The organism is Pseudoalteromonas sp. T1lg65 (assembly GCF_051930985.1).
Classification (GTDB): domain Bacteria; phylum Pseudomonadota; class Gammaproteobacteria; order Enterobacterales; family Alteromonadaceae; genus Pseudoalteromonas.
Genome location: NZ_CP196837.1, coordinates 554,648 through 574,840, shown reverse-complemented (window position 1 = coordinate 574,840; position 20,193 = coordinate 554,648). Strand labels below are relative to the sequence as shown.

At 43.4% G+C, this 20,193-nt stretch carries 18 protein-coding genes; 7 read left to right on the top strand and 11 right to left on the bottom strand.

Features of this window, described 5'->3' with window-relative positions; all coding sequences use genetic code 11:
- The first annotated feature begins 58 nt into the window (after window positions 1-58).
- Complete coding sequence (locus tag ACSLBF_RS02620) at window positions 59-1,330, top strand: sensor histidine kinase (protein ID WP_440055070.1); 1,272 nt, start codon at window positions 59-61, stop codon at window positions 1,328-1,330.
- Window positions 1,331-1,336: 6 nt separating this feature from the next.
- Here the strand turns inward: ACSLBF_RS02620 and ACSLBF_RS02615 are convergent, their stop codons facing one another.
- A complete protein-coding gene (locus tag ACSLBF_RS02615; RefSeq protein ID WP_440055069.1) occupies window positions 1,337-2,059 on the bottom strand; it encodes a hypothetical protein in 723 nt (240 codons plus the stop codon).
- Between the two features lie 379 nt (window positions 2,060-2,438).
- Here ACSLBF_RS02615 and ACSLBF_RS02610 point away from each other — a divergent pair, with 379 nt between their 5' ends.
- Window positions 2,439-2,837 (top strand): hypothetical protein, encoded by a 399-nt coding sequence (locus ACSLBF_RS02610; RefSeq protein WP_440055068.1) that lies wholly within the window; start codon window positions 2,439-2,441, stop codon window positions 2,835-2,837.
- A gap of 122 nt (window positions 2,838-2,959) precedes the next feature.
- Here the strand turns inward: ACSLBF_RS02610 and recA are convergent, their stop codons facing one another.
- Together recA and ACSLBF_RS02600 are read right to left on the bottom strand one after the other, a co-directional pair.
- Window positions 2,960-4,015, bottom strand: coding sequence for a recombinase RecA (recA, locus tag ACSLBF_RS02605; RefSeq protein ID WP_440055067.1), 1,056 nt, complete (start codon window positions 4,013-4,015; stop codon window positions 2,960-2,962).
- A gap of 66 nt (window positions 4,016-4,081) precedes the next feature.
- A complete protein-coding gene (locus tag ACSLBF_RS02600) occupies window positions 4,082-4,573 on the bottom strand; it encodes a CinA family protein (RefSeq protein ID WP_440055066.1) in 492 nt (163 codons plus the stop codon).
- Between the two features lie 21 nt (window positions 4,574-4,594).
- On the opposite strand from ACSLBF_RS02600, the gene mutS reads away from it, so the two are divergent.
- Window positions 4,595-7,171, top strand: coding sequence for a DNA mismatch repair protein MutS (gene mutS / locus ACSLBF_RS02595; protein WP_440055065.1), 2,577 nt, complete (start codon window positions 4,595-4,597; stop codon window positions 7,169-7,171).
- Between the two features lie 76 nt (window positions 7,172-7,247).
- Here mutS and ACSLBF_RS02590 read toward each other — a convergent pair whose 3' ends face one another.
- The 8 genes from ACSLBF_RS02590 to ftsY form a co-directional block, all read right to left on the bottom strand.
- Window positions 7,248-8,504 carry an outer membrane protein transport protein gene (locus tag ACSLBF_RS02590; protein ID WP_440055064.1) on the bottom strand — a complete coding sequence of 419 codons (1,257 nt, stop codon included), beginning with the start codon at window positions 8,502-8,504 and terminating at the stop codon, window positions 7,248-7,250.
- Between the two features lie 547 nt (window positions 8,505-9,051).
- Window positions 9,052-10,323: an HD-GYP domain-containing protein gene (locus tag ACSLBF_RS02585; RefSeq protein WP_440055063.1), complete on the bottom strand. Its 1,272-nt coding sequence runs from the start codon at window positions 10,321-10,323 to the stop codon at window positions 9,052-9,054.
- Window positions 10,324-10,670: 347 nt separating this feature from the next.
- A complete protein-coding gene (gene rraB, locus ACSLBF_RS02580) occupies window positions 10,671-11,006 on the bottom strand; it encodes a ribonuclease E inhibitor RraB (protein WP_440055062.1) in 336 nt (111 codons plus the stop codon).
- Window positions 11,006-11,719 (bottom strand): 1-acylglycerol-3-phosphate O-acyltransferase, encoded by a 714-nt coding sequence (locus ACSLBF_RS02575; RefSeq protein WP_440055061.1) that lies wholly within the window; start codon window positions 11,717-11,719, stop codon window positions 11,006-11,008. Before ACSLBF_RS02575 ends, rraB begins: the two co-directional genes overlap by 1 nt.
- A gap of 175 nt (window positions 11,720-11,894) precedes the next feature.
- Window positions 11,895-12,752 (bottom strand): RNA polymerase sigma factor RpoH, encoded by an 858-nt coding sequence (rpoH, locus tag ACSLBF_RS02570; RefSeq protein ID WP_440055060.1) that lies wholly within the window; start codon window positions 12,750-12,752, stop codon window positions 11,895-11,897.
- A gap of 326 nt (window positions 12,753-13,078) precedes the next feature.
- Complete coding sequence (ftsX, locus tag ACSLBF_RS02565; protein WP_440055059.1) at window positions 13,079-14,065, bottom strand: permease-like cell division protein FtsX; 987 nt, start codon at window positions 14,063-14,065, stop codon at window positions 13,079-13,081.
- Window positions 14,062-14,739 (bottom strand): cell division ATP-binding protein FtsE, encoded by a 678-nt coding sequence (ftsE, locus tag ACSLBF_RS02560; RefSeq protein WP_440055058.1) that lies wholly within the window; start codon window positions 14,737-14,739, stop codon window positions 14,062-14,064. Before ftsE ends, ftsX begins: the two co-directional genes overlap by 4 nt.
- A 27-nt stretch (window positions 14,740-14,766) precedes the next feature.
- Window positions 14,767-16,674, bottom strand: coding sequence for a signal recognition particle-docking protein FtsY (ftsY, locus tag ACSLBF_RS02555; RefSeq protein WP_440055057.1), 1,908 nt, complete (start codon window positions 16,672-16,674; stop codon window positions 14,767-14,769).
- Window positions 16,675-16,911: 237 nt separating this feature from the next.
- Here ftsY and rsmD point away from each other — a divergent pair, with 237 nt between their 5' ends.
- The 4 genes from rsmD (at window position 16,912) to dnaG (ending at window position 20,186) form a co-directional block, all read left to right on the top strand.
- Complete coding sequence (gene rsmD / locus ACSLBF_RS02550; RefSeq protein ID WP_440055056.1) at window positions 16,912-17,493, top strand: 16S rRNA (guanine(966)-N(2))-methyltransferase RsmD; 582 nt, start codon at window positions 16,912-16,914, stop codon at window positions 17,491-17,493.
- A 190-nt stretch (window positions 17,494-17,683) separates the two neighbouring features.
- Entirely contained in the window at window positions 17,684-17,899 is a 216-nt protein-coding gene (gene rpsU / locus ACSLBF_RS02545; RefSeq protein ID WP_010362466.1) for a 30S ribosomal protein S21, read from the top strand.
- Between the two features lie 20 nt (window positions 17,900-17,919).
- A complete protein-coding gene (locus ACSLBF_RS02540) occupies window positions 17,920-18,366 on the top strand; it encodes a GatB/YqeY domain-containing protein (protein ID WP_440055055.1) in 447 nt (148 codons plus the stop codon).
- Window positions 18,367-18,446: 80 nt separating this feature from the next.
- The gene (dnaG, locus tag ACSLBF_RS02535; RefSeq protein ID WP_440055054.1) at window positions 18,447-20,186 is read left to right on the top strand and encodes a DNA primase; all 1,740 of its coding nucleotides are present in this window, start codon (window positions 18,447-18,449) and stop codon (window positions 20,184-20,186) included.
- Window positions 20,187-20,193: the final 7 nt, after the last annotated feature.

Below are 20,193 nucleotides of genomic sequence, written 5' to 3'. Positions count from 1 at the left end.
GGTAATGTATTGATTCAATTAATTCTGTCATGTCCATTATCCCGAGTTCAGGTTAACTATGAAAAAACGTTCAAGCCACTACTCCAGCTTGAGTCGCCGCATTATTTTACAATTCTGTATTTTTACGCTGACTTTATCATTGGTGTACAGCTTCATCACATTTGTGATGATGTACACTCTTGAAGATAGATTTATTGAAAAAGAGCTCCAGCAAGAAGCGCAACGCCTCAGTGCCAATTACAACAAAACCGGTCTCTGGCCATCTCCTAGCTCAGAAACGTTCGGATTACATTTCTCGAAAGAGTCATTTCCAGAAGATATTCGTCAACAAGCCATAGCCTCTCCAAACCAGTTTGAGTTCTTCGGTAATGGCGAACGCCATTATCACGTAATTACAATGCCGGGCTACGACACTATCTATTTGGTGGCAGAAGTCAGTGATTCTCTTTACGTGCGCAACATTCGCAATGGCATTATCACTTTCTTGTTCATTAGCGGCTTATTTGTAAGCGCTATCGCTTGTACCATTGCTTGGTTTATTGGCCGCAGTACGGCCCGTCCATTAACCCATTTGGCCGATCTTGTTGCGAATGTCGATGCAGAAAAAATCCCTGAACGATTTGCCCACCAATATCCGAATACCGAAGTGGGAGTTTTAGCTGATACATTGGAGCAAACACTCCATCGCTTGAAAAAAGCGCTTGAAAGAGAGAAATGCTTCACTCGAGATGCCAGTCATGAGCTGCGCTCACCGTTATCCATCATAAAAAACGCAGCCGAGCTGTATTTAAGTACCAACAAAGCCACACCAGAAAACACAGCAATTGTCAGTCGGATCGCCACTGCTGCCGAGCAAATGGACAAAACCGTTCACACCTTGCTCGCACTCGCCAGAGAAGAGTGCTCTAACGCGACAAAAGAAAATACCAACCTAATGTCAATCGTAGAACAGTCGATTTTAGATCATCGAACACTACTTGATGGTAAGCATATTGAGGTGATTCTTGACGATAACCTTAATACAAAAGTGTATCTACAGTCAGGAATGGCAAAAGTGTTGATCGACAACCTGATCAGCAATGCCTTCCAATATATTCAATCTGGTGAAGTCAGAGTAAGCTTTATTGAAGGAAGCCTCGTCGTAGCAGACACTGGCCCAGGTATCGAACACGCTATTACGGATAACCTAACGGAACCGACAGTTAAAGGCAGCCAAAGCACGGGGTTTGGCTTTGGCTTATCCATTGTAAAACGTTTATGTGAGCATCAAGGCTGGCAACTTGAAGTCAATTGTGAACATGGCACTACGATATCCGTTTTATTGGTTTGACGTTGATCACTCTGCTTGCGTACCAACATAGTGATATTCAGAGAAAGTATCACTAGAAACTTCATCTATTTCAGTAAAAAATGCAAAAGAACCTCGCATTTCAAATTCATGTTTGTGTGGCAAAATAGCCGAGTCGCGTTTTTCAAAGCTGAGTGTCATTTTAAAATCTTTAATGTTAGCTGTTAAGACTGGCGAAAAGGTATCTGTATTGGTGATTTCAATATCACTGATAAAAGCATTTTCTTTGTTATATGTAAGTAAACCTGTCAGTTTTTTACTGGCATTTTCACCTAGTTTTTCAAGATATACACCAAAACGTACTTTTAGATCCGCTTGACTTTCTTCCTCCAATTGCAGCGAAGTTAAGTTGATAATTTTGCTTAGTTTGATAGATAGGCTTTTACCTTCCGTTGCTTGCTTTGCTTTTTTATCCATAAAAGCCTGACGTTGTTTTTCAGTAGGTACTTTTCCGTCAACCATCATCAATGACCATTGCTGCCCAGCAGGCTGCTGAGGATTATATTGCTCAACGCTTTGGCTAATATCTCCTTCCTCATTTTCGTAGCGCGTAATGGTATAAGCCCAATCACTGCGGTTTGTTTGCTCAAATTGGTCAATCGCATGAGCAACTTTTTGTTGTAGCGATAATGCTGAAACAGCGGTGTTCGCTCGTGCTGGGCTGCAAGTAAATGTAACTAAAGCAAGTAGAGTAAAGATATTTTTTAGCATAAGGTAACTCAAACTGTGTGATTAGATTTGAAAAGCTAAAGCTAACTAGCTTACCGTGAAGTAAACGTGAAACTAGCAAAGTAAAGAATGTCAGCAAGCCTGTGAATTTTTTACCGACAATAAATCACTAAAAAAGCGAGCTAGCTCCCCATCACAGCTCATCTTTTAAAGTTAAAAAACACTGCTGAACCATGTTATTCACACCACTTGATGTGGATGCATACTTCCATTTGAATTGGTTATTGTTTGTACAAAAATTAACTGATACCCTTTTCTCACATCAACCTGTGTTGATGAAAGGAATAGAAAAAATACAGCTTACATTGGCAGGCAATGAACACATTGCTAGGCAATTTAACTTTGTACAAAGAGGCAAATTATGGAACAAGTGGGAAAGGCTAGAAGCTACTTTTTAAAAGCGATGTATGCTTTTATCGCTGTTGGACTGGGATTAACAAATACCCCTGATGCACTGTCTTCCATCGGCGTAACCGCTGATTCATATACGGTGATAAATGCCATGCTTATGGCGTTTATGATTCTGTCATTACTTGGGATTTTTCGCCCCTTACAAATGCTGCCATTACTGATGTTTGAATTACTCTGGAAAATACTTTGGTTAATACTCTTCGCACTACCAATGTATTTAAATTCTGGACTCGATGAATATGCCGCGGGTGTGGTGTTTGCCTGTCTGATTGGCGTGATTTTAACACCACTCGTTTTGCCATGGCGCTACATTCTTGATACGTATTTTCGTTTTAGCAACGCGCGTTGAGAAACACTAAACACCTAGGGTCGTTTTCAATAAGCATAAAAAAACCCAGCTAAAGCTGGGCTTTTTGAAAATGCCTTACTCGTCAAAGTTTGTATCTAGGCTTCATGACGAATCGGTAAAATCTACAGCTCTAGATCGTTCTCTACTTCCGCAAGGCCTTTGTCTTCGCCTTCTTCAGGTGACTCAGTTGCTTGAAGTAGTAACATGTCTCTTAGTTTGCTCTCAATCTCACCTGAGATCTCTGGGTTATCTTTCAAGAACTTGATTGAATTGGCCTTACCTTGACCAATCTTACTACCGTTGTAACTAAACCAAGCACCCGCTTTATCGACTAATTTGTGTTTAACACCAAGATCGATAAGCTCACCTTCTTTCGAAGTCCCTTCACCATACATGATGATAAATTCAGCTTGTTTAAACGGCGGTGCCACTTTGTTTTTAACGACTTTTACGCGAGTCTCGTTACCCACCACTTCATCACCTTCTTTCACCGAACCGATGCGGCGAATATCAAGGCGTACTGAAGCGTAAAACTTAAGTGCGTTACCACCAGTGGTGGTTTCAGGGTTACCGAACATCACACCGATCTTCATACGGATCTGGTTGATGAAAATACATAGTGTATTTGAGCGCTTGATGTTTCCGGTTAATTTACGCAACGCTTGTGACATTAGACGCGCTTGAAGACCAACGTGAGAATCCCCCATATCGCCTTCAATTTCCGCTTTTGGTGTTAGGGCAGCTACCGAGTCAACCACCACCACATCAACCGCACCTGAGCGCACTAGCATGTCACAGATCTCTAACGCTTGCTCACCGGTGTCTGGTTGAGAAACTAGTAATTCATCGACATTAACACCTAGTTTTTCCGCATAAATAGGGTCTAGCGCATGCTCAGCATCAACAAACGCACAGGTCTTGCCCATTTTTTGCGCTTCTGCGATTGCTTGCAGGGTCAACGTTGTTTTACCCGATGATTCAGGACCATAGATTTCAACAATACGGCCAGCTGGCAAACCACCGATACCAAGCGCAATATCAAGACCTAGAGAACCTGTTGAGATAGCTTCAATGTCTAAAGCTTTGTTTTCACCTAGCTTCATGATTGAGCCTTTACCAAATTGACGCTCAATTTGTGATAGAGCGGCGTCTAGTGCCTTTTGCTTGTTATCGTTCATTTGCTTCTCCAAATTTGCTTTCTGAGACCTAGTATACTGTATGAAATTACAGTATCAAGTGTATTTTTATGAATTCACCAGCTGTAATAAAGCTTTTAAAGAAAAATCAATTGCTTGAACTCTAACTTTTGCTCTATCTCCAAGGAAAACACACTGCTCGACTTGTACATTATCCTTAAATGCAAAGGCAAACCATACCGTTCCAACTGGTTTTTCTGCGCTTCCTCCCGACGGACCCGCGATACCGGATATCGCCACCGCGACTTCTGCATTTGCCGCTCGTTGCGCACCAACGACCATTTCTCGCACGGCTTGCTCACTAACCGCGCCAAATTGTTGCAACGTTTGTTCGCTGACGCCCACTAACTGTTGCTTGGCGACGTTGCTGTATGTCACAAAACAGCGATCAATGTAATTTGAACTGCCGGGCGTGTCAGTTAGCGCGTAACTCACCCCGCCACCAGTACATGATTCTACGGTAGTGATTGTTAATCCTTTATTCGTTAGAATAGCGCCCAACTGTGCCGCGGAGTCGGTAATTTCTTTGTTTAGTTCCATCGTAAACCCTTAGGTATCAACATGTCGTTAGATCTTTATTCAGAGCATACTATAAAACAACAAACCCCGATGATGCAGCAGTATTTAAGGATCAAAGCTGAACATCAAGAGATCTTGCTGTTCTACCGTATGGGTGATTTTTACGAACTATTTTTTGATGATGCGATTAGAGCGGCACAACTGTTAGATATTTCTCAGACCCATCGCGGTAAGGCTGGCGGTGCGCCCATACCAATGGCCGGAGTGCCTTACCATGCGGTGGAAAATTACCTTGCCAGGCTAGTTCAGATGGGTGAGTCAGTCGCGATTTGTGAACAAATAGGCGATCCTGCCACCAGCAAAGGTCCGGTAGAACGTAAAGTTGTTCGTATAGTCACACCGGGTACGGTAACGGATGAAGCCCTGCTAAATGAACGTCAAGACAACTTGCTTGCCGCCGTTTATCAAAACCCAAAAAAGGGTTATGGCGTAGCTTATCTGGATATCAACTCGGGTCGTTTTAATGTCGTAGAACTCAATACCGACGAAGCTCTGATTTCCACATTGCAACGTTTACAACCTGCCGAGTTACTCTATCCTGAGTCCTTCGCTAATTTGGATGTCGTTGAACGTATTAAAGGTAGTCGCCGCCGACCAGATTGGGAATTTGATTTGGACACGGCCAAACACCTGTTATGCCAGCAGTTTGCTACCAAAGATTTGGTTGGCTTTGGTGTTGAAGGGGCCACGATGGGGCTGATTGCAGCCGGCTGCGTGATGCAATACGTCAAAGACACTCAGCGTACTGCCTTACCTCATATTCGCTCTATCACGCTTGAAAAGAATGAACATGCGGTGATCCTAGATGCCGCTACGCGTAAAAACCTAGAGCTCACCACAAACTTATCTGGCGGCGTAGAAAATACCTTAGCTCAGATCCTTGACCGTTCTGCAACGGCGATGGGTTCAAGGCTACTGAAAAGACGCATTCATACGCCAATTCGCGACCGTGGTGAGCTTAATGCGAGATTGAATGCCATTACCAGTATCATTGAACTGCAACTGGGCTCCGAGTTACACGAAGCGCTAAAACAAATTGGCGATATTGAGCGGGTAGTCGCTCGACTTGCATTATGTAACGCACGCCCCCGTGATTTAACGCGATTGCGCAGTGCCTTACAAGCACTTGCTCCGCTACATAGCATTTTGTCAGACAGTACGGATACTCGTTTGGGCAACATAGTTGCACAGTCGCCGCTCTTACCAGACTTGCAGGACTTGTTAGAACGTGCCGTTATCGACAATCCACCAGTACTTATTCGTGATGGTGGCGTCATTGCTCCGGGATACAATCAAGAGCTTGATGAATGGCGAGCACTCAGTGCTGGTGCTACTGACGTGCTGGAAAAACTCGAAGAAAGAGAACGTGAGCGCACTGGTATTTCGACACTAAAAATCGGCTATAACAAAGTTCATGGCTTTTACATTGAGATCAGCCGCGCCAATTCGCATTTAGTCCCTGCTGAATACATCCGTCGTCAAACCTTAAAGAATAATGAAAGATACATTATTCCTGAGCTCAAAGAGCATGAAGATAAGGTGCTTGGTAGTCAAAGCAAGGCACTCGCGCTAGAAAAGCAATTATATGAAGAACTCTTTACGCTGATCGCACCACATATTGAACAACTGCAAATGATGGCCGCTGCACTGGCTGATTTGGACGTGCTTAACACCCTTGCAGAGCGTGCGCAAACCTTGGATTACTGTAAGCCACAACTAACGTTGGGTGATGAAATAGTGATAGATGCAGGCAGACATCCAGTGGTCGAGCAAGTTAGTAAAGAACCTTTTATCGCCAACCCCGTAGTACTAAATTCAGCCCGTAAGATGCTGGTGATCACCGGTCCGAATATGGGCGGTAAATCAACCTACATGAGGCAAACGGCGCTAATCGTACTAATGGCACACATAGGCTGTTACGTTCCCGCCCAGCAAGCACAAATAGGCGTCGTCGACCGTATTTTTACTCGAATTGGTGCAAGTGATGATTTAGCCTCGGGTCGTTCAACCTTTATGGTAGAAATGACAGAAACCGCGACCATTTTACATAACGCTACATCACAGTCATTGGTTTTAATGGATGAGATTGGTCGAGGTACAAGCACCTATGATGGCCTGTCACTGGCTTATGCGACGGCCGATTATCTCGCCAGCAAAATTGCGGCGAAAACCTTGTTTGCAACGCATTATTTTGAGCTCACCGAACTGGCCGACTTACAACCGGGCCTGGTTAATGTGCATCTTGATGCCATTGAGCACAACGACACTATTGCGTTTAAACATACGGTAATGGAAGGGGCTGCAAGCAAGAGCTTTGGTTTACAGGTTGCTGGACTTGCAGGGGTACCAAAAGCCGTAATTAAAATGGCCAAGCAAAAGCTGGCATTACTTGAGCAGCATCAAAGTGTAGTGGGTGATAATCCTGTCATGGCCCAGCAAACGCTGGCACTGCCGTTGGAGCCCTCAGAAGTCGAGCAGTTATTAGCTACTACTGATCCTGACGAACTTACCCCTAGGCAAGCACATGATTTGTTGTATAAGTTAAAGTCGATGTTGTAATTTTCCAATTGACAAACTGGCACAAAAAAGCGGCTTAACTGCCGCTTTTCTTTATACGCAAATATCTGCTAACACATTAAAACTGGTGGTTGTACTGTACACCAAATACTGTCGCATGACCTTTTGAGCGGAAGCCCCACTCGCTAAATTTGTCAGCCTCAACAAAATGCTTAGTTTTGCCACGCAGTAGACTCAACCCTACATCAACACTGGCTTGTTTTGATAACTGCATTTCTGCGCCAAACGAGTACCAAATACGATCAGTGTCTGGGATCGAAATCGACAAGTGGTTTTGATCCGCTGGAGATTCATCGTAAGCCATACCAGCTCTAAGTTTTAACGCATCATTCCACTGATAGTCTGCACCCACAGAGAAACGTAAAGAGTTAGAGAAGTTTTCTTCCTTAGTGAATACCGTTCCAACCTTGTCAACCTCTGCTGCGAGTTGTTGGAAGCTGTTCCAACCCGTCCATAAAATACTGAAGTGTACACCGGTTTTTTCATTCAATTGGTGTGAACCAGATACTTCAGCAATTGCAGGTAAAGTAAGTTCTAAGTTACCCGGTAATACTTGACCTTGTAGGCCACCTGCAACAGCGGGAATGTCATTGCTGAATGTGCCATCGAAGTTAATATCCGTTTCGCTGCGGTAGTGGAAACCTAAGCGGCTATTTTCGTCAAGTTGATAAGCAACACCCACATTCCAGCCAAAACCTTGGTCGTCACCTTCCAAATGCACAGCTTGAGTGGCAAAGTCTAAACCTGATGCATTCGCACCGATACGACGAACAACTTTAGCATCGGCGTAGACATGATTTAAACCAAACGCCAGACTCCATTGCTTATCGATGTTATACGCTACAGAAACCCCAGTGTTAATCGTGACGATTTCGGTGTTACCGGCGATCTGACCTGCTACGTAGTCATCTTCAAATTCAGTGGATAGACCAAACTGAGAGTAAATGCCTGCGCCAATTGACCATTGGTCATTGTATCTGTGAGTGATGTATGCAGCAGGCACTACGGCACTCGGGGCGATGCTATTATCGTTTAGTGCCGCAGCAGGAAGACCATTGTTCGTGCTAGTACCCGATAGGCTAACATCTGGCAGTACATACATAGCTGCTGCTGAAATATTGGTACCTGACATGCTGCCCATTAAAGCGGGATTGCGTGATACAACTGAAGCATCATCAGCAACGGATGCTTCACCTGCATATGCCCTACCCAAACCCGATACATTTTGTTCAGCCAGCTGGAATGCGGCTGCCATTACTTGCGAAGAAGACAAAATCGCACCAGCGGCGATCAACCCTGTCATTATTTTATTCATTCTCAAATCCCCTGTGTCGCTATCTTTTTATTTACTTGCAGATAGTTGTGTGTAAATTCCACGACACCCTACCTAAAAGTTTTAAACAAATCTTCTTTTTTGCGACTTTTACTCGATTAAGTGGACATTTAACAACCAAATTAATCATTTTTAAAACTCATCTGATGAGATAAAACACAACTTAATGATAATAATTCTTAATTGCATTGACTTGATTTAGCCACTCTTTTACACTGGTTGGTGTCAATATCAGGGAGCTTCATGATGACCGTATTATTCCTTTGCAGTGCGTTAGCATTTACCGGCTGCGCCGTTTTTTTCTTATGTAAAGCAAACAACTGTGCATGCGAAAAAGCCGGACAGTGCAGCAACCCCGTAAACCACTATTGGCTAAGTGCTATTGTTTGTTCGGTAATTTCATTGGGATTATGTTGCGCAATCATGCATACAGAAGTAGGCACATTGATTTGGCTATTGATGATGGCAAGTTGTTTGGCTGGTGCGTATTTATCAATTATGCAGCAAAAAAGAAAACGCTGTAGCAAGACTAAATCAGCAACTGGTCCTTTAATAAACGCGATAAATTTAACTGGTAGTCCAAAGGCCTAACACTGGCGACGACCTTAATATCTGAATCACTCAGATCTAAGTCTTTCGCAGTAACATGATGCAGATGTTTGGTGTTGTAGAAAACTCGAACGATAGGCGACGTTGGTGCATGCTTATTTCCTTCTAATACCAAACCGAGTCGCTCGTTGGTCAATTTTACTATGGTTCCGACCGGATGCACGCCCATACACTTTATAAATCGCTGCACTAAAATAGGATCAAACTGCTTTTTGCTAGCAAGTAGAAAGCGCATGGCATTAATCGGTTCGTCAGCTTCTTTGTGATGTTGATCTGCTGTAATTGCATCATACACATCCACAATCGCCATCATTCTCGCTGCGGTGCTTAACGCATCCCCCTTAATTCTTCTCGGGTAGCCCGTGCCATCAAGTCGCTCATGGTGATTAATGATCATGTCCAGCATTAATGGGGTAATGCCATCTTCACCTTTACTCATACCCAACGATTGCGCTACGTGCTTTTTGACAGCTCGGTACTCTAGCTCAGTGAATTTACCGGGTTTGTTGATCAACCCCTGTGGAAGCTTAGCATGACCAATATCATGCAACATCGCACCCAACGCCATTTGCTCAATAATGTATTGAGGCAGACCAAGATGTTTGGCAAATACGGTTATTAAGATCGCGCAATTGGTCATGTGACGCCAATTATAGGCATCTTTATCTTTTATTCGCGTTAAAATCGCCATCGCATTGGAGTTGCGTAATACCGAGGCCACGATGTCTCTGCTAACTTCATTAAGCAGTGACATATCCATTTTCAACCCCGAGGTAACATCCCCATATAAACTTTGGATGAGTCGGTTGTTTTTCTCGAATGTTTGCATTGCGGCTGAAAACTCTTGCTGCAATGTGTTCTCTTCAGAAAACGTGCGTTTTTGGGTCCGTTTGGTTTTGGGCAGAGACTTAGATAGCGCGCCGTCATTTTCACTCGTCTGGGGATATTTGTCTGCTTTGTTAGCACCATTGGCCTGCTGTTCAGCTTGATACTTTTCAGGCACCCCAACTTCGCTTTGCGTGAAATCAATATTGAGCTCTAATACACCTTTTTCGACCAACTTATCGATGATACGTTTGTCTCTAACCATACCTCGGGATTTAATTTTTACACCCGAACCCGACTTTTGTTTGTGGACACTGTCTACAAACATACCAGGTTGAAGTTCTTCAATGGGGAGTACAATCTGCATATCAGGCTTAATATAAAACTACGCTAACTATCATTAATACCACTGAATAAGAAGAAAGGCTATAAACGGGATTAAAATTCAACCAAAGGTATTAAAACAGCTTAATTCTTAACTTTTAAGCTAAAAAGCGCCATAGTTCATGATTAATCACGCATTTTAGAACCTTGTTTAGATTTCAAAAAAGGTGGAGAAAAGACTATAAAATTAAAAAATCTTGGTGTTACATATAGATACAATTTTATGACGGGTGAACTTATCGGATATGGCTCGGTTAGGCTTATTACACTCTAAGTACGCTAAAACAACAAAGGGCCCAAAATTGTGGACCCTGTAAATCTTAACGTACATTATTCCTGAAAATAGGTGCCCCAGCCGTCATACTCGACGCCAGTATCGTTGGCTATTTTTTCCAGTTTAATGACATCTTCCATAATCGCATCGGTATCAAGCTCAATTTCAACCACAACGTCGAAACCCCATACCTTACCACCATCTTCGAGTTCCAGCTCTGCCGGTTCTTCAACGTCGTAACCGAGTTTAAATGCTGCTAGTGCTGCACTTTCAAGCTTATCAAAATCTTCACAAACAAAATGATGTTCTACTTCATACAGCTTTTCAGGATCTGAACCATCTTCGAGAAGAGATTCAACGATCTCTTCACTGATCTCACGCCAATTTTCCATTACTTAATACTCGCTTGGGTATCTAATTGAGAAATTCTGTCAGCCATTTTAGCATGAATTCGCACAGCATGATCTCTGGCTGAGAGTTCTGGTGATAAATATTCAGGTGCGAGAATATCAATGTATACGCAGCCATTATCCCAGCGATTAAGTTTTATCTTATCGTGAGTTGAGTTCATACAAACCGGAATAATTGGCACATTGGCACTCATGGCAGTATGAAATGCCCCAGTTTTAAACGGAAGCAATCCTCGTCCATAGCTTCTCGTCCCCTCAGGAAACATCCAAACCGACAACTTGTCATGTTTGATTCTTTTCGCAGATTTTCCTAGGGTTCCCATGGCTTTTGAGCGATTGCCTCGATCAATTAAGATATTGCCAGATAGCCAGTAAAGTTGCCCAAAAAATGGGATCCACTTTAGGCTTTTTTTCCCCATGCTAACGGTGTTTTTAGGTACTACAGCAGGAAGCGTAAACAAGTCATAATTATTCTGGTGATTAGCAATATACATTGCAGGTTCGGTTCGCGCGGCTTCGGGGTCTTGATTGATCACCAATTTAACACCTATTACCCGCGACATGGCACCAAACCAAGAGGCAATAACGTGTACGTTATTACGGTGAAATGGCCGCACTACACACAACAACAAACCAAAAATACAACTAAATACAATGAATAATGCCAACAAAATGACGCGAAATACTGCTAACAAACTAAGCTCTCCTGTACTGAGATCTGCGCATTATACTTAATATAGCGAACACTTGTAAGCTCAAATTTGTGACAATGTCAGCGTACGGACTCAGAGGCATATTTCATTTGTTTACAGCGGGATCAAAAATGCCGCTTAAAAGCGGCATTTTTACAAAGGATTTATCGTGACGGGTTTAGCTCATTGCAGCTTGCAGTTTCTTCATCGCTGACTTTTCTAGCTGTCTAACACGCTCAGCTGACACACTATACTTTTCAGCTAGGTCTTGTAGCGTCGCCTTCTCATCAGCTAACCAACGTGCACTAACGATATCCTGAGATCGTTCGTCTAACGTCTTCAAAGCTGAGAACAAACGGTTATGGGATTGTTCTTGCCATTGCTGTTGTTCTACTGATTCTGCCAGATCACTGCTGGTATCTGTCAGGTATTGTACCGGTGAGAAGCTACCGCTTTGACTCTCATCTTCATCATTGCTTAAGTCAAAGCCCATGTCTTGCCCCGCCATACGGGACTCCATTTCACGAACTTCTTTTTCACTTACGCCAAGCTCGTTGGCTACCGTAGCAACTTCTTCTTGGTTAAACCAACCAAGACGTTTTTTATTCTTTCTTAAGTTGAAAAATAACTTACGTTGCGCCTTAGTTGTCGCAACTTTTACAATTCGCCAGTTCTTTAATACGTACTCATGAATTTCTGCTTTAATCCAATGCACAGCAAAAGATACTAGGCGGACACCAACCGTTGGGTCAAAACGTTTTACCGCCTTCATCAGACCAATATTACCTTCTTGAATAAGGTCTGCTTGAGGCAAGCCATAACCTGAATAGCTCTTAGCAATGTGAGCTACAAATCTCAGATGAGACATGATGAGTTGCTTTGCGGCATCAAGATCCCCTTCCTCATGAAGGCGAGTAGCAAGTTCTCTTTCCTTTTCAGCATCTAGCATTGGGATCGAGCTTACTGACTGTAAATAGCCTTCTAAGCTTGAGCTTTGTCCAGTTGTTAGTGCCATTGCGTATAAATCTTTACTCATTTTTCACCTCAGTGATAAATCGCTTTGTGTATTTTAGCACTCTCTAAGCTCGAGTGCTAAGTGCAATCTAACACCTTTTATTGTCGTAGATCAAGCTTTTTGTGACCTGTTAAAAAACACATCCCAACCGTTTGTTATATAAGGACTTTAGATTATTGCAAAACACGAAAAATAAGACACTTTTGTTACACCACTTTGATTAAGCGTTTATTAAACAAGCAACGTAAGGCACGGGGTATTAAGGAAATTTGCAATAATTTAGAACAATAGTGACAAGCTGAAGTGCCAAACCTATCTCGCATTTAGCACTCTTTATTTGGGCACTTTTAAACCTTTTCCGGCTCAATTTCTTTAATGTAACGCTGCACTGAAAAGTAAGAACCGACAAAACCTAGCCCTACCGCAATAGCGAAGAGCACCAAAAGTTCATTGCCAGCAAGACCCTGTAATACGAACTCGCTTTGATATACGCCCGCTACCATAGATACAGCAGCTTCTAGCCACCATAGCATTAGCGCCACACAAATAAATGCAATCAATCCACCGAGTGTGCCATACCATATTCCAGTCCATAAAAACGGAGCATGAATAAAGGCATTAGTGGCGCCAACCAGTTTCAGAACTTGGATTTCTTCTTTTTTATCCATAATAGATAATCGAATCGTATTACCGATAATCAATATAACTGCCGTCAATAACAACAATCCGACCGTAAAGACACTTTCTTTTAATAAACCAAGTAGTGCATTTAAGCGCTCAAGCCACTCAATATCCAGCTTTCCGAACTCTACTTCTCGCTCTTGCTCTAATTTTTTTAATAGTTCTGCGGCTGCATTGGGCTTTCGGTAGCGTGAAGTCGGTGTGACCAATACCACATTTGGTAATGGGTTCTCTTCGAGATAGTTTAATGCCTGACCAAACCCTGAGGTGGCTTTGAATTCCTGCAGCGCCTGTTCTTTGCTAATCAAAGTCACCGCATCGATTTCAGGATATAACGCCAATCGTTTTACCAAAGTTTGTGTTTGCGCTTGTGTCATTTCTTCTTTAACAAATAAAGAGATTTCTGACGCTTCCTGAAATCCACTACTTACTTGCTGTACATTCTTCACCACAATATATAAGGTGGCCGGTAAAGTCAGACTCAAGCCCAACACAAGTATCGTCATCAACGAAGCCATGGGAGTTCGCCACATTTCTCCTAAACTATGCACTCCTTGCCTGATAATCATTAAAATGAAGAAGTAAAGGTGCTGGAAAACAGACTTGCTGTTATGTTCAGCTTGCGCATTACGGCCTTTGAACAATAAACTCATAACCCGCCCTCCGCTAATGGATCTTGACTCATTCGACCCTGCTTTAGCGTCAGACTACGATATTTCATTCGTGCAATAAGCCCTAAATCATGGGTAGCGATAAGTACGGACGTTCCGTGACGATTAAAGTCCTCAAATAGCTTCAGGATCTCCATAGATAGCTCAGGATCAAGGTTACCTGTTGGTTCATCCGCGAGTAATAAAGGTGGCGAGTTAACGATAGCTCTGGCGATGCCCACACGCTGCTGCTCACCACCAGATAAAACGCTGGGGTGACAACGCACTTTATCCAGCAAACCAACTTTGTCTAATGCCGCGTTTACACGCTTGCTAATGTTTTTGTGATGCATACCCTCGATAACTAAAGGCAGGGCTACGTTGTCGAACACATTGTAGCGCTCTAGCAGTTTATGATTTTGAAAAATAATACCAATATCCCGCCGTACAAACGGAACTTGCCGGTTGGTAACAGTATTTAAATCAATACCATTAATACAGACGCGTCCCGCCGAAGGACGCTCCATCACGCTAATGAGTTTGAGCAAGGTACTCTTGCCAGCCCCGCTGTGACCGGTCAAAAATGCCAGTTCACCTTTCGCTAATTCAAAGCTCACTCGTTCAAGGGCTTTGTGTCCGCCGGGATAGGTCTTGCTTACCTGCTCAAACTTAATCATTTGTGACCCTTATTGTTATAATTATGATTACTCTTCGCTAAATAGCGCTTCGATAAAGTCTTTACTGTTGAATGTTCTTAAATCATCAATCCCTTCGCCAACACCAATATAACGAATAGGAACTTTGAACTGATCGGCAACTGAGAAAATCACTCCACCTTTAGCTGTACCGTCAAGCTTAGTCAAGGCAATACCAGTTAAACCAACCGCTTGGTTAAACAACTTCACCTGGCTGATTGCATTTTGTCCGGTGCCCGCATCGATGGTTAACATCACCTCATGTGGTGCTTCTGGATCAAGCTTTTTCATCACTCGAGCAATTTTTTCCAGCTCTTGCATCAGATTATCTTTATTTTGTAATCGACCGGCGGTATCCGCAATAAGCACATCGACATTACGAGCTTGAGCAGCCTGAAATGCATCAAATACCACCGAGGCTGAATCAGCACCAGTATGCTGGGCAATAACAGGAATGTTATTTCTTTCCCCCCAAACCTGCAGCTGTTCAACCGCTGCCGCACGGAATGTGTCACCCGCAGCCAACATCACGGATTTACCTTCGCTTTGAAACTGTTTTGCCAACTTACCAATCGTCGTGGTTTTGCCCACGCCATTGACGCCGACCATCAGGATCACAAATGGCTTCTTGTCGGTTGGGATCTCTAAAGGCTTATCTGCCGTTGTTAGGATCTCTGCCATTTCTGTTTTCATTAGCTCGTAAAGCGCTTCACCATCTTTCAACTGCTTGCGATCTGCTGCATCTGTTAAGTTATCGATTAACTTCATGGTGGTTTCAACACCAATATCAGCTGTTAATAACTGAGTTTCCAACTCTTCAAACAGTTCATCATCGATTTTTTTGCCCGTAAAAATCGAGGCAAAGCCCGAGCCAATATTGGTTTTAGTCTTTAATAAGCCCTTTTTCAGACGACTAAAGAAACCTTCTTTTTTTGGTTTTTCTTGTTCTTTGGCTAACTGCGCCTGACGCTCGGCTTCTTCACGTTCTGCCAACTCTTTGGCTAACTGCGCCTGACGTTCCGCTTCTTCACGCGCTGCTTGCTCTTTGGCTAACTGCGCCTGACGCTCGGCCTCTTCACGTTCTGCCTGTTCTTTGGCTAACTGCGCCTGACGCTCTGCCTCTTCACGTTCTGCTAGTTCTTTGGCTAACTGCGCTTGACGCTCCGCTTCTTCACGTTCCGCTTGCGCTTTGGCTAACTGCGCCTGACGCTCCGCTTCTTCACGTTCTGCCTGTTCTTTGGCTAACTGCGCCTGACGTTCTGCTTCTTCACGCTCTGCTTGTTCTTTCGCTAACTGCGCTTGACGCTCCGCTTCTTCACGTTCCGCTTGTTCTTTGGCTAACTGCGCCTGACGCTCGGCCTCTTCACGTTCTGCCTGTTCTTTGGCTAACTGCGCCTGACGCTCTGCCTCTTCACGTTCTGCTAGTTCTTTGGCTAACTGCGCCTGACGCTCGGCCTCTTCACGTTCTGCCTGTTCTTTGGCTAACTGCGCCTGACGCTCTGCCTCTTCACGTTCTGCTAGTTCTTTGGCTAACTGCGCCTGACGTTCCGCTTCTTCACGTTCTGCCTGTTCTTTAGCTAACTGCGCCTGACGTTCCGCTGCTTCACGTTCTGCTTGTTCTTTCGCTAACTGCGCCTGACGTTCCGCTGCTTCACGTTCTGCTTGTTCTTTCGCTAACTGCGCTTGACGCTCCGCTTCTTCACGTTCTGCCTGCTCTTTGGCTAACTGCGCCTGACGTTCCGCTGCTTCACGTTCTGCCTGCTCTTTGGCTAACTGCGCCTGACGTTCCGCTGCTTCACGTTCTGCCTGCTCTTTGGCTAACTGCGCCTGACGTTCCGCTTCAATGCGCTCTTCTTCTTGCTTTTTATCTGACTTACCCAGACCTAACCAAGACAAAAACTTATTTTTCTTTCCCATACTTGCTAAATACCGTAATTGATAAATTTAATGAAACTCTAAGCAAATTGCTCTAGACCTTGGTAATATAGACAGCTAAAAATAGGCTCGAGTGGTTCGACTACCAGAGCTGCTTGTGACGCTTAGCTAAGAGTGTTACAACAAAAATTGTCGCAAGTGTAACACGTTCAAGAGGGATGAAAAATCAGCCCTAGACAATAAGCGATATCTTTTTTAACTAACCGACATTGCAAAATAATGAGAAAAAACAAAACCAGCCAAAAACAGCCCGGATTCATTAGAATCATTAGTGGTCAACATCGAGGTCGTAAGTTACCAGTACACGACATTGAAGGTCTAAGACCAACCACTGATAGAGTAAAAGAAACCTTGTTTAACTGGCTGATGAACACGGTCCGCGATAGTCGCGTACTTGACTGTTTTGCAGGTGCCGGGAGTCTCGGCTTTGAGGCTCAATCTCGATTCGCAAAACACTGCCTTTTTTTGGAGTTAGATAAACAAGCTGCACAACAACTTAGTAAAAACGCACAGTTATTAAAATCATCAAACTGTAAAATTAATAACGTGGACGCGCTTGCGTATTTGGCTAGTAATACAGACGGACAGCAATTTGATGTTGTTTTTGTTGACCCTCCATTTCGCAAACAGTTGCTCGAACCTTGTTGCCAGCAGCTTGAATCACAAGCATGGCTTGATGACAATGCCTATATTTACGTTGAATATGAGCAAGAACTCTCCCCTACACTGCCATCTACCTGGCAACTGATAAAGGAAAAGAAAGCCGGTCAAGTAATTAGCGCTTTATACCAGAAGCGTTAAAAATAGCAGTACTCCAAACCTTTGTAAGCTGCAGGGATTTCGGGATATGACAGCTCCTTCTGTTTTAGCTATAATTTAAGCTTTACATGCGGTGTAGCTTCGGCTTACAATACCGCACCATTTTTGAACCAATCGGCTAGCTTTTAGCCAGATTAGAGCCAAGCTCATTAATTAGGTAGGTGAATTTTTAATGCCAGTAATTAAAGTAAGAGAAAACGAGCCGTTTGACGTTGCATTACGCCGTTTCAAGCGTTCATGTGAAAAAGCAGGTATCCTTTCAGAAGTTCGTCGTCGCGAGCACTATGAGAAGCCAACTGCAGAGCGTAAGCGTAAAAAAGCAGCAGCGGTTAAGCGTCACATGAAGAAGCTTTCTCGCGAAAACGCACGTCGCGTTAAACTATACTAATCTGTATTGGTCTTGTATCAATGAGCTTATTAGCTACGCTAAAAGACGCGCAAAAAGAGGCGATGAAAGCCAAAGACAAAATTCGTCTTGGTGCTATTCGCGCTGTTCTTGCTGAAATTAAACAGCGAGAAATCGATAACCAGACAACCTTAGACGACGCAGGTATAACTGCTGTTTTAGTTAAGTTGGTTAAACAGCGTCGCGACTCGTACACCCAGTATAAAGATGCAGGGCGTGAAGATTTGGCTGATATTGAAGCTAATGAAATCAGCGTACTTGAGACATTCCTTCCAAAGCCTCTAAGCGAAGAAGAAATTGTCGAGCTAATTGATGCCACAATTGCACAAACTGGTGCGGCTGGCATGCAAGACATGGGCAAAGTAATGGGCGCAATCAAAGCGAAAGCTGAAGGTCGCGCTGATATGGGCAAAGTTTCTGGTTTAATTAAACAAAGACTTAGCGCATAAGCCCGCATACTGATGTATGATAGTTAAGTGAACCGAGCCTAGCGCTCGGTTTCTTCGTATAGGTACTTCAGGAATTAAACATGAAAGGAAAAATACCCAGACAGTTTATCGACGACCTACTCTCAAGAACCGATATCGTTGAATTGATCGATGGTCGGATCGGATTGAAAAAAGCAGGCAAAGACTATCAGGCGTGTTGCCCTTTTCATAATGAAAAAACCCCTTCTTTTACGGTATCCCGAGACAAACAGTTTTTCCACTGCTTTGGCTGTGGTGCAAACGGCAACGCTATCACTTTTATGATGGAGTACGACAAATTAGAGTTTGTTGATGCCATTGAAGAATTAGCTGCAATCATGAGCTTGGAAGTACCGAGGGAGAATGCCCCCTCCGGGCCTCAACGCTCATTTGAAGAAAAAAAGTCAGATTACGACTTAATGTTGCAGGCAGCCAAGTTTTACCAACATCAACTGAAACATCATAGCAATGCATCCGAGGTTATTGACTACGTAAAGGGTCGTGGCCTAACCGGAGAAACTGTGCAAAAGTTTATGATCGGTTATGCTCCGCCGGAATGGGAATCCCTGTGTAAGCAAATAGCCAGAAAACCAGAACATAAACAGCAACTACTAGATTTAAAACTAGCAACGGAAAAAACTCCGGGCAGGCAGTACGACTTTTTCCGTGATCGCTTAATGTTTCCTATTCGTGATAAGCGGGGCAGAGTTATTGCCTTTGGCGGCCGCGTGATGGCACAAGATCAAGGTCCCAAGTATCTAAATTCACCAGAAACACGTATTTTCCATAAAAGTTTTGAGCTGTACGGCTTTTTTGAAGCCAAACAAGCCCACAAACATCTTGAGAAAATACTCATTGTTGAAGGTTACATGGATGTCGTTGCGCTTGCCGAACATGGTGTTGATTATGCCGTTGCAGCGCTTGGTACAGCCACTACCGCAGAGCATATGCAGACATTATTTCGCAACACTGATAATGTGATTTGTTGTTACGATGGCGACCGAGCAGGACGCGACGCAGCTTGGCGCGCTTTAGAACATGCATTACCCAATCTAAAAGATGGAAAATCGCTACGATTTGTTTTTCTACCAGACGGTGAAGATCCTGATTCTTTGATCCAAAAAGAAGGTAAACCCGCGTTTGAAGATCGATTATCCACCGCGACAGATTATACAGATGTACTGTTCAGTAAGTTACGAGAAAGCTGTGATTTAACCAATGATGCAGGAAAAGCAAAATTACTGAGCGACGCCATCCCATTAATTAATAAAGTGCCTAGTGAATATTATCAAGACTCGTTACTCGATACACTGGCAAGATTAATAGGGCGCACCAGAGAACAACTTAGCGCGAAGTTAACCAGTAATAAAAAGCAACAAAATATAGAACGCCAGTTTAAAGTCACCCCAATGCGCAGAGCTATCGGTCTGCTATTACAGCACCCTACTCTTGCAAAGGTTGTCGACTATATGCCTGAACTTGCTGATATGTCGATCCCCGGCATTCAGTTACTTCTGGCGATTCAATCTCTGTGTCTTAATAATGAAAACATATCCACAGCAATGCTATTGGAAAACTTTAGAGAACAACCTGAGTTTGATGCGCTCAGAAAGCTAGCTGTTTGGCAGCACGGTGTTGCAGAAGATCGATTAGAGCAAGAATTTAAAGATACTTTTCAATTTATTGAAGATCAGTGTTTAAATTACCGCCTAGAGACCTTATTAATAAAGGATAAAACCGAAGGGCTCAGCAGCGATGAGCGGTTGGAATATGCATTATTAACTAAAGCGCTTAAACAGTAGAAGATCT

Coding starts and splice junctions, on each gene's coding strand:
- rpsU (WP_010362466.1), top strand. CDS start 17,684: ATGCCAGTAATTAAAGTAAGAGAAAACGAGCCGTTTGACGTTGCATTA.
- recA (WP_440055067.1), bottom strand. CDS start 4,015: ATGAACGATAACAAGCAAAAGGCACTAGACGCCGCTCTATCACAAATT.
- ACSLBF_RS02600 (WP_440055066.1), bottom strand. CDS start 4,573: ATGGAACTAAACAAAGAAATTACCGACTCCGCGGCACAGTTGGGCGCT.
- ftsX (WP_440055059.1), bottom strand. CDS start 14,065: ATGAGTTTATTGTTCAAAGGCCGTAATGCGCAAGCTGAACATAACAGC.
- ACSLBF_RS02615 (WP_440055069.1), bottom strand. CDS start 2,059: ATGCTAAAAAATATCTTTACTCTACTTGCTTTAGTTACATTTACTTGC.
- ftsY (WP_440055057.1), bottom strand. CDS start 16,674: ATGGGAAAGAAAAATAAGTTTTTGTCTTGGTTAGGTCTGGGTAAGTCA.
- rsmD (WP_440055056.1), top strand. CDS start 16,912: ATGAGAAAAAACAAAACCAGCCAAAAACAGCCCGGATTCATTAGAATC.
- mutS (WP_440055065.1), top strand. CDS start 4,595: ATGTCGTTAGATCTTTATTCAGAGCATACTATAAAACAACAAACCCCG.
- ACSLBF_RS02620 (WP_440055070.1), top strand. CDS start 59: ATGAAAAAACGTTCAAGCCACTACTCCAGCTTGAGTCGCCGCATTATT.
- ACSLBF_RS02585 (WP_440055063.1), bottom strand. CDS start 10,323: ATGCAGATTGTACTCCCCATTGAAGAACTTCAACCTGGTATGTTTGTA.
- ACSLBF_RS02540 (WP_440055055.1), top strand. CDS start 17,920: ATGAGCTTATTAGCTACGCTAAAAGACGCGCAAAAAGAGGCGATGAAA.
- ACSLBF_RS02590 (WP_440055064.1), bottom strand. CDS start 8,504: ATGAATAAAATAATGACAGGGTTGATCGCCGCTGGTGCGATTTTGTCT.
- rraB (WP_440055062.1), bottom strand. CDS start 11,006: ATGGAAAATTGGCGTGAGATCAGTGAAGAGATCGTTGAATCTCTTCTC.
- ftsE (WP_440055058.1), bottom strand. CDS start 14,739: ATGATTAAGTTTGAGCAGGTAAGCAAGACCTATCCCGGCGGACACAAA.
- ACSLBF_RS02610 (WP_440055068.1), top strand. CDS start 2,439: ATGGAACAAGTGGGAAAGGCTAGAAGCTACTTTTTAAAAGCGATGTAT.
- rpoH (WP_440055060.1), bottom strand. CDS start 12,752: ATGAGTAAAGATTTATACGCAATGGCACTAACAACTGGACAAAGCTCA.
- dnaG (WP_440055054.1), top strand. CDS start 18,447: ATGAAAGGAAAAATACCCAGACAGTTTATCGACGACCTACTCTCAAGA.